The organism is Bacillus sp. OTU530 (assembly GCF_038440375.1).
In genome coordinates this window covers 264,178-275,703 of record NZ_JASATP010000001.1, presented here as the reverse complement: position 1 = coordinate 275,703, position 11,526 = coordinate 264,178, and the positions used below count along the sequence as shown (strand labels likewise).

The window sequence follows — 11,526 nt, the reverse complement described above, 5'->3', positions numbered from 1 at the left end:
TTGGCGTTGGCGGCTGCTTTGGGGGTCGTGGGTTTGGCGGCGGCTTTGGCGCTCCTGGCTTTGGCGGCGGCTTTGGCGCTCCTGGCTTTGGCGGCGGCTTTGGTGCTCCTGGCTTTGGCGGCGGCTTTGGCGGCGGCGGCTTTGGTGCTCCTGGCTTTATCTAGTAAGTGTATAATAAAACAAACTATAAAGCAGACTGCTTTTTATAAGCAAAACCGTCTGCTTTTTACATAAAACATCGATATAGACTCTCCTGCAACTGATAGATTCTTCTAAGGATCGTTAGGCATAAACAGAGGCGCAGCCCTACTTATACTGTGTTCTTAAAATTTCTCGCTACGTCGAATTGGCACCCGGCTAGAAATTTATACTTTCTTACAGTAAAAAAGCTGCTTAGCAGAAAGCAGCTCACTCCTCATCTCTATACTCACCGTATGCCATGCGAAACAACTCAGATTGGCTATCCATCTCCTCTTCCGTTCGCTGCACGTATACATATTCGCCAAATTCGTTTTGCTCACGTGCCTTTGTATTATCAAACAAAGCTAAATTCAAAATATGAATAATCCGTATTTTAAGTGCTTCATCTAAAATAGGAAAGGAAATCTCTATCCGTTTTTCCATATTGCGCGTCATCCAATCTGCCGATGACAAGTAAATCTTTTCCTCCCCGTTGTGATGGAAATAATATACACGGCTATGCTCCAAATAACGCCCTACGATACTAATCACGCGAATATGCTCACTAACACCCGGAATTCCAGGACGAAGACAGCAAATACCGCGTACAATTAAATCCACCTTCACCCCTGCCTGCGATGCCTCATACAGCTTTTGGATCAATGGTTTATCCGTTAAAGAATTCATCTTCGCAATAATATAACCATTTCCATATTGTTTCTGGTAATTGATCTCATCCTCAATTAAAGCAATGAATTGATCACGAATGTCGAACGGTGCTACTGACAGCTCATAAAAATGCGGCTTTGTCGTATACCCGCTTAAATAGTTGAAAAAATTTGTGGCATCAATACCAAATTCCTTGCGTGCAGAAATAAGACCAAAATCAGTATATAGCTTCGCTGTCGCATCATTGTAATTACCCGTTCCTAAGTGGACAAACCGTTCGATTTTTCCATTTTTACGACGAACGACGAGCGTAATCTTACTATGCGTTTTTAAATGGCTAACTCCATAAATAACATGACAGCCAGCCTGTTCAAGTTCTTTCGCCCAGTGGACATTGTTTTCTTCATCAAACCTTGCCTTTAGCTCAACGAGAACTGTTACTTGCTTCCCTTTTTCCGCAGCCGCTTTGAGCGCTTGAATAACAGGGGAGTCGCCGCTCACACGGTATAATGTTTGCTTAATTGCCAGGACATCCGGATCCTCCGCCGCATCTGCTACAAAATCAATTACCGGCTGAAACGATTCAAAAGGGTGGTAAAGCAAAATATCCTTCTCAAGCGCCTTTTCAAAGATATCATCTTGATCGGATAAATCCTGCGGGGGCTGCGGAATAAACGCTGGATAAATCAAATGCTCGTGTGTTTGTGCAAGCTGCTTGTAAAATGCAAACAAACATGTTAAGTCCAATGGACCCTCGGTAAAATATACATCATTTTCATGAATTTCTAGTACGCTATGTAAAAAGGATAATACACGCTCATCCATCCCATTCCTTCCAATTTCAAGGCGGACAGCGGCACCCCATTTACGGCGCTTTAATTCTTTTTCAATCACCTTCAATAAATCGCGCGCACCTTCTTCATGGATCGTCATATCGGCATTACGCGTAATTCGAAAGTGCGTTACAGATAACACGCGATGCCCTGTAAAAAGCTTATACATATAGTTGCTTATAACATCCTCGAGAAAAATAAAACGGGTTTTTCCATCATCGCATGGAAGTAAAATAAAACGTTCCAACACGGACGGAACCTGTACAATACCGAGCTTTAGTCGTTTTTCCTTCACTTCTTGCTCCTTGTCATACAGCATAACAGCCAAGTTCAGGCTTTTATTAAGAAGCATTGGAAATGGACGGTATGCATCAATCGCGACAGGCGTTAGCACTGGGAAAATTTGCTCATCAAAATATTCTTCAATAAACGTCCGCTGCTCCGGCGTTAAATCTGAAAAAGCTAGGAACGCAACTCCAGCCTCTTCTAAAGCGGGCTGCAGCACATGTAAATAGGTATCATATTGCAAATCTACTAATTCATGGGCCCTCATTGAAATTTTCTTAAGCTGTTGCTTCGGTGTAAGACCAGCCTTGTTTTCCGGTTGATTAAAGCCCGCCTTTACTTGATCCTGAAGACCAGCTACACGTACCATAAAAAACTCATCAAGATTTGAACTAAAAATGCTAATATACTTTAAACGTTCAAGCAGTGGATTTCTTTCGTCCAAAGCCTCTTGCAGTACACGCTCATTGAACGCAAGCCAACTGAGCTCGCGATTGTTATAGTAGGCTGTATCATGTAAATTCACAGAGTCTGTTTTCATCATGTCCATACGTACTACCCTTCCCTTTACACATTCTCACTGTACTCGAATTATCCACTGCCATAATATATTTCTATATAAAACAATATAAAATCTCTGTAAACAGATAGGAAGATGTTACTAATTTATGAGAAAATTCAACTCAATATTACGTTTTAATGCCTTTTCTAATGGCTTTTTTTGCTTTTCAGCCTGCATTCTTTCAGCCAGGCCGCTGGAACGGCAAGAAATGAAAAATTGCAGGTCTTCTTTACATTCCTCTATTAATATGTTTTTTACAAAATTACGATTTGTTATATTTAAAGCGGCTGCCAGCTGTAGGATTGAACCAAGCAATGATAATTGCCGCTGTTCTTCCTTTGAAAACCAAGCATCGAACAGCTGCATGTACCGCTTAAAAGCGGAACGTGATTTATAAGAGGCCAACAATGCCAGTTGAATCCGCTCTTTATGCATCATACCGTCAATTGTTTTGTTGGCAAGCAGATAAAATGTATGTTGGCTGCTCGATTCCTCGTCAATATATTTTCCAATATTGAATACCTTAGCTGCCTTGCGCAGCAATTGTAATTCTTCCTCAGAAAACGAAGCCACTCTAAGCCTTTCGAGTTCATTACAAATGGCAGACACATTTATCATAAGCTGCATGACATAATCCATGTCCATCCCATATTCCTGAGCAAGCATATGCAGACTTTCCTCTACGACATTCGGGTAGTATGAGAGATGAAAGGGCTTTGTAAGCGCCTCATAAAACACACCTTCACGCAGACCCTTTCTGCTTAACACAAAGGATGGAGCATTTGACAAATGCATAATTGCTCCAAATACCTCGATTGCCGGAAGAATCGTATCAGCGCGATCCCGAGCCAAACCATCTTGTTTTTGCAGTTCAGAAAAGCTAAGAGAGGACAGATGCTGTTTAACACTGTCAATATGCGCAGCGTTCATTTCATATAAATGCAGGCTGGAAATAGAATAGGAAATAAGCTGCTGATGAATTTTTGCCATATTGCGGGCACTGCCGCCAATTGCGATAATCGGCACCTCTTTCCCGAGCAGCCACGGCAATGTTTCCAACGAGCTCTTAACATAAGAATACAACTTCTCCTTTTCTTCAGCAGTCGGTACATCTTCTTCTATAAATTGCTGCTTCAGCGAAAGTGCGCCAAAGGGAAAGCTGTAATACTCTACTAACTGTCTATTTTTGAAGTATGTAAGTTCCGTGCTGCCGCCCCCAATATCAATTGTAATCCCTTCTTCGAACGAAGTAGAATTTATGATAGCCAAATAACCATAATATGCTTCCTCGTATTCGGATAAAATCCGAAGCTTAAAATCAGTATGTTCCTCTACGAGCTGCTGGATATAGGACTGATTTTTAGCTTGTCGAACAGTAGCTGTCGCCATGCATATAACATGCTTAAGCCCATAGAATCGGGTGCTTTCCTGAAACTGCTGCAATGTAAGAATCAAAAGCTGAATGCCTGCTTCGTTAAGGATACCGTCTTCTAAATAGCTTCGTAATCTTGCTGTTACTTTTGTGTTTTCAAGCTCATGATATAATTTGCTAGTCCCTGTCTCATAAATGACAAGCCTTATCGTATTAGAACCGATGTCAATAATCCCGTATCGCTGTTTCAATTCTATCTTCAGCCTCTTTTCGTCCAAAGTTTGTGTATTCCCCTGTCATCCGTATTACCTTATTTCTCTAACCTTATTTTACTAAATATTTCTGAGAAAGAAAAATGCAGTATGTTTCCTCAAGGCGTCTAGACCTGTCCACATTGTTCACAAAATGTTTTTCTAACAAAAGGATTGAATATTGCAAGAGAATGGTAATACATGATAATGTTAACATAAAAGGAGTGAAGAGTATGAAAACTTCTAAGTCGGGAACGGATGAACAGCCCGTTCCGTCAGCTGAACAATTAGCCCAAGCCGTCTTTGTCGTAAATCGCCATGCCAAAGCCGCTACGAATCCAAAATATTTATACTGGCTAAAGAAACGTGCACTTGAAAAGCTCATTCAAGAAGGAAAAGCATTGAAGGAAGGATTGCATTTTTCTCGAAATCCAAAGCTCAGCCAACAGCAATCTGATGTGCTCGTTCACGTCGGCAACTACTTTTTCCATATCCCGCCTACAAAAGATGACTTCCAAAAGCTCCCTCATCTCGGCGAACTCAATCAATCGTACCGTAACCCAAAAACAGTGATGTCCTTATCAACTGCAAAAAAACTGCTGCAGCAATACATTGGTGCGGAGGCGTTTGAACAGGAAACGAAACTCTCCCGGCCCGAACCTTGGTACAAACGAGCTTATACACAAAAGTAAAAACCTCTTTGAGCATGAAACAAACCGTCCTTTGCAGGACGGTTTGTTTCATTTTATCTTCTCTTCGATACGAAAATTTGCCTGTTTATAGAATCGAACCTTTTCTTGATTATATTGCTGCGTTAGTTGATTAAAGGCTTCATTATTCGTTCGCATATCAGCATACAGTCCATTGACCTCTTGTACCTGGTCGGTAATTGTCTTTAATTTCTCTGTCTTTGTCTGTAGCATTCCATATAGCTTTTCTTCCGACGCAAGTGCTTTTCCATAAGCTTCATGCATATGTACAAAAGCAGTGAATCGTTCCTCGTACAAGGATACAACCTTTTCTGCCTGCTTTCTCAGCTTTTTATCCTCTATTTTGCGTATATGCTGATCTGCTTCCTTCATTTTACTACGTGCCTTCTCAAGGGCTGTTTGCTCTTTTGCCAAAATATTCGTCCGCTCCTTGAGACCTTGCAAAGCTTGCTCCACAGTACCCTTCACCTGGTCGCTATCTTCCTGTCCCCCCTGCAAAATACTGTCATATAACTGTGCATTTTTCTGTTCAAGCGCTGTTAATGCTTTTGCCTCTTCAAAGAGGGTTTTTTCCTGCTTTACAGCATCTTCAAACACAGCATACACTTCCTCTTCCGGCTTTGGTCCAAAGCAGCCGGACAATAGGCAGAGCAATAAAGCTGTGCTTAATGCTATCTTCTTATACAAACTGAATCCTCCTCTATAATCGGTTGTCATGCCAGAAATTCACCGAAAAATGTGCAGCTGGATCATATACCTCAAATTCATACCCTTCACTTCGGAGTCCGGCAATTACCTCAGGCAATACTTGCACGGTTTGCTTTTTTTCATGAAGAAGAATAACCTCCAAATTTCTGCTTGATTGTGTAAGAACATTTTGCACAATACCATTTGGGTTATTTGCTAGCTTCCAATCCAACGAATCAATTGTCCAATCCCATTCCTTTAAGCCAGCTGCAGCCATTTGATCACGCAGTGCACTTGTAAGCCCTGGCATGCTTCCGTATGGACAACGAGTCAAGTCTGAGTGTATTCCTGTAGCCTCCTGTAAAATAGTCTGCGCCTGCTTCATCTCATTGACAATTTGTCCTTCATTATACAGCTTTTGATAATTGTGAGTCATGCTATGCAAAGCAGGATAATTCCCTTCCGCTACCAGACGATTTATGCTGTCCTTATGACTCGAGATTTGAGCTCCAATCATAAAAAAGGTTGCCTGCACTCCGTTCGACTTCAGAATATTCAAAAGGGATTCTGTATATTCATTTGGCCCATCATCAAATGTGAGATATGCAATTTTCCGTACTTGACCGTTATATTTTTCAGGTACTTGTTTTGCCGCAGCCAGCATCGGCAGCTCACTGACAGGCTGAACAGTGCGAATTTGCTCGGATACAGCCTTTGCTGAAGATGAAAAGGATCGAGCGAAGAAAAAACCAGTAAAAGCGATGCCTACACCAGCTGTTACTACAAGAGCGCGCTTCACCCTTCTTCGTAAGCGCGGTATTCGAAAATCTGCCATTCTATCAATCCCTTCTTAAACTAGGCCCATTTGTTGTTTAAAGTGCAGAGCACCTTCTACCTCTTACACTGGCCAATAGCTACGCAAATACACACTCGCTTTTCCATTATTTATTATATTCCCATTTTATCTTATTTTGAAGAGTCTTCTATTAAAAACATACAGCAATGGAAGTTTTTATGTATACAAGTCTTATTTTTTGCGAGGAAGGAAGAAAGATGGCATCCGCAACATTATGCTTTCCTACTAAAAGGAACCGAATCGGTTCCTTTTACTCCTTTGAAAGCAATACCCTCTCTGTCTCATAAGGTCCATACATCATACTGCGGGCTTGGAACGTATATGTTGCACCAATGGTAATATGATCATGCGGATTTCCTTCTTGCGCTCTTGTTTGAAATGCTAATACAGCCTCTTCTCCAGGCTGCAGCAAGGGAATCCGCCAGCGCACAAGTCGAAAGACTACGGCACCCTCCCCTTTATCAGTCTGTAGCGTATCAGGTATATACGACAAATAATCACGAATCATGTGACTTCCAAACAACTGTACTACATCTACCGTCCCACAATTTCGAAGACGAATTTCTATCTCCAGCACATCGCCTGGTTGATAGCTGGAGACTTTTCTAGACTGATTGCAAACAATAAGCTGCGCCAAGACAAATTTCTCCCCACCCTGCACGACACGCTCCACTAAAACCCTCTCATTGCCAATCCCCCCTGTTGCTGTAAATCTGATTGTTTCTGATGAAGGTGTTACAGCTACCTCCCATCGCGAAACATTCGGGTTCGTCCAGGTCACAGTCTCCTCCTCTACCTTAGCAGGAGGAATCGACGAAGAGCGCAAAATGACTCCCTCTGGAAGATGCATGGCACATTCAATGTCCGTTAGGCTAGATGCGGCTGATAAAGTAACTCGCATCTGCGTTTCCTCTGGTTCATATACCGTATAGACTGACATATCCAGTCTATCCTGACATTTTGACATGTCCTTCACCTCAACCTCTTCCTCATTATTATATATATGATTACTCTCTTATTTTACTCCATATGGAAAACGAACTACAATGAAACGAGGTACAAGTTCATCATTCACTCTACCATATTCAACAAGGAATGCTAAAAATCATGCTCTATTTTTACATTTTAGACATGTTTTGACTAAAGAAACCATCTGTTAAAGAACATCATCAGCACTATTATTCGTTTTTTACACTTGAAGTATAAATTTCTGACTGGAAGGCAATTCGACGTAGCGAGGAATGTTAGGAATACAGTATAAGGGCAACTACGCCTCTGTCCGCTATCTTGTTTCTTATTAAGAAAAGCGGATCTACCACCTATCCCTCCCTTTTTATTCCAAAATATAACATTTATTCCTATCATCTTCTGCAGCTTTTTTACTAATTCCAACGGAACTTGTAGAAAACTTCCAACCATCCGACATTCTTTTTCAAAGGAGGAACCATGGGGCGTATGGAATTTGTAAGTACGAACCATTTGAAAGGAGATTTGGCTATGACAGGAACTTATAAGACAAAAGATATCGCTAATAAAACGGGTATCCCCGGCAATATAGTGCGAAAATACAGCAATTTGCTTGAACAGCATGGTTACATAATTGAGAAAACTGGTAATTCACGCACGTTTACAATGGCGGATATCCGCTTATTAAAGGATATTCATAAACGAGTGTCTGAGCTGGATGAAAATGCTGCTGAAGCAGTTACCACAGTATTACAAGGCAAGCCGGAAGATACGATACCCGTAGCGCTACAGACTGTCGAGCCTGAACAGGCTATGTCGCCAGCCAAAACACACATTGCTATATATGATGATGTGAATACGACCATTCGTGAGCAAAATAAAAAGTTCGAAGAATTTATGAATAAACTTGATACACTTGCACAGTTAAATGAAGCAATTATTCATCAAAACTCAACACTTATCTCACAAAATCGCCAAAAGGATGAGAAGCTGGATGGGCTCATGCAGGAGGTATACGTTAAAGAATCAAAACAAGAAAACATGCTATGCAACCTAATCGATCATGTCAAGCAAACTGAATCCAAGCAGGACGAAAAAATAGATAACGTGCTTAGTCAAATGTACAAAAAGGAATCCAAGCAGGATGAAAAAATGAATAAGCTTATCAATCATGTGTATAGGCAGGAGTCGAGCCGAGATGAACAATTGATGAGCCTTATTCGAGAAATGCAGGAAACAAAACGAATGATTGCCGCATCCAAAGAAAACACATGGGTAAAAACGATTAAAAACATCTTCCGCGCGAAGCCGGAGCGTGCATAATAATAGAAATGAAAAAGTTACCGATACCCTCGGTAACTTTTTCATTCGGAAATGTCCAGCGGAAGAATCGGCAAGGTGATATTTGCTTCTGTTCCCTTCCCTTTTTCACTTTTGTAGGCAATTTTTCCTTGGTGCGCCTGAATAATGCTAAATGTTACCATAAGCCCTAAACCTGTCCCCTTCTCCTTCAAAGAATAGTATGGCTGCCCCAGCCTTGCCAGCTGTTCCTTGTCCATGCCAACACCACTATCCTTAACAGTTACAACCGCTTCATCCCCCTTTTGATAGGCCCTTACCTTCAAATAGCCTTTCTGATCGCCCACTGCTTCAACTCCATTTTTTACAATATTCATAATCGCTTGCTTTAGTTTTGCATGATTGCCAACCATATAAATATCCTTCTGAATCTCTGTTTGTAAATACACGCCTTGCATAGCCGCAAAGGAGGACATGATCGTTGACATTTCGTCAAGCAAATTTGATAAACAAAATTGCTCCTTTTTCTCCATTTGCGGACGTGCCAAATTTAAATAGTCTGAAATAATATGCTCTGCCCGATCAAGCTCAGTCAACACAAGCTCAAGATATTCCTTATTCTTTATATCCTCTGCTCTTTGAAATAATTGAATAAAGCCCCTAACAACTGTAAGTGGGTTTCTTACCTCATGAGCAACACTCGCTGCCAGCTCACTTATAATCATTAGCTTTTCCGATTTTTGCATCTCGACCCGCAGCATTGCATTATCATATAAATACTCTGCTAAATAGACTTGAAATGCCATCGCTACAGCCAATGCGATTGCGGCGATCGTAAAATACACATATGCTTGAGAAATAACCTGTGTAAAAGAATCATATAGAGAAACTAGGACAATGCTTCCGACTAGATAAAGAAGTGCATACAACGATGCAAGCAAAAAGGAGATAATCGTTTTCTTATGGTTTGCGAAAGTGTTCCATTTACGCGACAGCCAAAATGAAACACCTGTCAGGAAGGCGATATCGAGCAATTGTATCCAAATAGTATCTCCCCCGTATAAAAGCAAATAAGCGATTACAGAACATATCGCTGGAAACAGACCATATGCTCCTCCATATAAATATGTACCCATAATAGGAATAGCATGAAAATCGAAGTAATAATGTCCTCCAAGATGAATTGGATACATCATAGACAAAGCAACAATGCCTCCTGATAGAAGAGATGTTGTTTTCCAATTTCTCTTTGGAACAGACACATGATAACGACTCAAGCGAAGTGTTTCATACAAAAACACAGGCAAAATCACAATTGCAAGTTGAATAAGAAGATCCCCAATCTGCTCCAAACTCCCCGTCCCCCAGTCACCCTTTTTCCCTAATTATAACATTTATAGCTATTTAATTTGTAAAAATTTACATTTTTTACCCATTTTATGTAGGTACCCAAATCAACATGAATCGACATGTGGATGTAAGAAAAGCGGACAAGGCCCGCCTTTTATGGCAGCGTAGGGGTGGGCCGGAGTAAAAGGCTCTTTTTTGCCTTTTGCGGAGGTTCAGCCCGGAGTCTGCCATTTTTAGCCTTGGGAGCTAGACATCACCTCGAAAAGTTATACTTTCTGGTGTGAAAAAGAAAAGGGCCGTGAAACATCACAACCCTTTGAATACATAACGGACCATGTCCGCTTTTCTTCATTGATAGGAAACATAATACGTTTTTTGTAAGCTCTTCACTTTTCTTAGCTTCTCCTGCGCTTCCTCACTTAAAGTACTAATCGGCCTTCCACCTACAAGAACCTCCTTGTCATATACTTTTTTCACCTCTACCTGCATCCTTTCCTTTGCTGGCGTTTCATGTATACAGATACGATGAGGCTCCCACAGCACTACATTCATCAATTCCTTTACTTCCGGGCTTTCACACGTTTGCAGATGGTAAATCAGCTCATAATTCGTAAGCGGTTCGATGAATGACAATTTGACCTCCTGATGCTTCGCGTACGCCGCCACCGCCTTTGCTAATAAGCCATCAATAGCAATTGCAAGCGGACTGAGAAAGGCATTATGATCGACAACCATCGCTTCCATAATATGAAGCCCTGTCTCTATATCGGTCTCCACAAAATCCCCCAGAAATCTAATATTTTGAATAAGTTCCCACGGCTCCTTAGCAATCCCCCCAACGAGGTATGCATCGCGTAAAAAGCTGTCAAAATGGTCTGCCCCAAGCAGGCTTGTTTTGCTTGTCAATGGTGTATTTTCATTTAATAAAGCTACAATATGCTCACCGTCATATCCATGCTTTTTCAGGATACGTGCTGCTTCGCCCTCACGGATGAGCTTTTCCGTATTCGCGTGATGATTAAAACCAAGTGTTTTTTCAACAGCATGAGAAAACGGTAAATGTCCGATATCATGAAGCAAGGCGGCCAGACGAAGCTCTTTATCATTTGGAAAGAAACGAGCAATAACGGACCAAACACCAATCGTATGGTCGAGCCTTGAATGCATGATCGGCGAGTAAAGCGAAGCAGTACCATAATGGCTTAAGAATTTTAACCTTCGGAGCGTTTTGGATTGAAATAGCTCCAGTTCGTGAGGAAGGGCTTTAATTTCATGTCTATAAAGCGGATCGTATACCGTTTCTTGGCAAAAGGTTTGCTGCACCTCTGATCACCATCCCACATTCTTTTCACTAGAGATTATCATCATACTATGATAGGTTTGGTATTATATTCATTGTTTTACAGAAACGTTAGAGAAATTTACATCTTTTTTCACATACTACATAATTGAAGGTTATCTTGAAGCGTTTTTATTTTTCAGCTTGTTTACTCCCAATAAAAACTT

9 protein-coding genes are annotated in these 11,526 nt (G+C 41.2%); 2 read left to right on the top strand and 7 right to left on the bottom strand.

Features of this window, described 5'->3' with window-relative positions; all coding sequences use genetic code 11:
* Nucleotides 1-408: 408 nt before the first annotated feature.
* Together AAHB12_RS01405 and AAHB12_RS01400 are read right to left on the bottom strand one after the other, a co-directional pair.
* Nucleotides 409-2,517 carry an RNA degradosome polyphosphate kinase gene (locus AAHB12_RS01405; RefSeq protein WP_342044036.1) on the bottom strand — a complete coding sequence of 703 codons (2,109 nt, stop codon included), beginning with the start codon at nt 2,515-2,517 and terminating at the stop codon, nt 409-411.
* Nucleotides 2,518-2,628: 111 nt separating this feature from the next.
* Nucleotides 2,629-4,164: a Ppx/GppA family phosphatase gene (locus AAHB12_RS01400; RefSeq protein ID WP_342044049.1), complete on the bottom strand. Its 1,536-nt coding sequence runs from the start codon at nt 4,162-4,164 to the stop codon at nt 2,629-2,631.
* Nucleotides 4,165-4,385: 221 nt separating this feature from the next.
* Here AAHB12_RS01400 and AAHB12_RS01395 point away from each other — a divergent pair, with 221 nt between their 5' ends.
* A complete protein-coding gene (locus AAHB12_RS01395) occupies nt 4,386-4,844 on the top strand; it encodes a YkyB family protein (protein ID WP_129726963.1) in 459 nt (152 codons plus the stop codon).
* 48 nt (nt 4,845-4,892) lie between these two features.
* On the opposite strand, the gene AAHB12_RS01390 is transcribed toward AAHB12_RS01395, so the two are convergent.
* From AAHB12_RS01390 to AAHB12_RS01380, 3 genes are all read right to left on the bottom strand, one after another.
* Nucleotides 4,893-5,549 (bottom strand): YkyA family protein, encoded by a 657-nt coding sequence (locus AAHB12_RS01390; RefSeq protein ID WP_342044035.1) that lies wholly within the window; start codon nt 5,547-5,549, stop codon nt 4,893-4,895.
* Nucleotides 5,550-5,562: 13 nt separating this feature from the next.
* Nucleotides 5,563-6,384, bottom strand: a complete 822-nt coding sequence (locus tag AAHB12_RS01385) for a polysaccharide deacetylase family protein (RefSeq protein WP_342044034.1) — start codon at nt 6,382-6,384, stop codon at nt 5,563-5,565.
* Nucleotides 6,385-6,655: 271 nt separating this feature from the next.
* Entirely contained in the window at nt 6,656-7,381 is a 726-nt protein-coding gene (locus AAHB12_RS01380) for a hypothetical protein (protein WP_342044033.1), read from the bottom strand.
* A gap of 521 nt (nt 7,382-7,902) precedes the next feature.
* Here AAHB12_RS01380 and AAHB12_RS01375 point away from each other — a divergent pair.
* On the top strand, nt 7,903-8,694 hold the full coding sequence (locus tag AAHB12_RS01375; protein WP_342044048.1) for a DUF3967 domain-containing protein: 792 nt from the start codon (nt 7,903-7,905) through the stop codon (nt 8,692-8,694).
* Nucleotides 8,695-8,735: 41 nt separating this feature from the next.
* Here the strand turns inward: AAHB12_RS01375 and AAHB12_RS01370 are convergent, their stop codons facing one another.
* Entirely contained in the window at nt 8,736-10,022 is a 1,287-nt protein-coding gene (locus AAHB12_RS01370; RefSeq protein ID WP_129726968.1) for an ATP-binding protein, read from the bottom strand.
* Between the two features lie 346 nt (nt 10,023-10,368).
* Nucleotides 10,369-11,343, bottom strand: coding sequence for an HD domain-containing protein (locus AAHB12_RS01365; RefSeq protein ID WP_129726969.1), 975 nt, complete (start codon nt 11,341-11,343; stop codon nt 10,369-10,371).
* Nucleotides 11,344-11,526: the final 183 nt, after the last annotated feature.

Excerpts from the sequence above, each read along its gene's own strand:
- AAHB12_RS01385 (WP_342044034.1), bottom strand. The coding sequence starts at position 6,384 with ATGGCAGATTTTCGAATACCGCGCTTACGAAGAAGGGTGAAGCGCGCT.
- AAHB12_RS01405 (WP_342044036.1), bottom strand. The coding sequence starts at position 2,517 with ATGGACATGATGAAAACAGACTCTGTGAATTTACATGATACAGCCTAC.
- AAHB12_RS01395 (WP_129726963.1), top strand. The coding sequence starts at position 4,386 with ATGAAAACTTCTAAGTCGGGAACGGATGAACAGCCCGTTCCGTCAGCT.
- AAHB12_RS01375 (WP_342044048.1), top strand. The coding sequence starts at position 7,903 with ATGACAGGAACTTATAAGACAAAAGATATCGCTAATAAAACGGGTATC.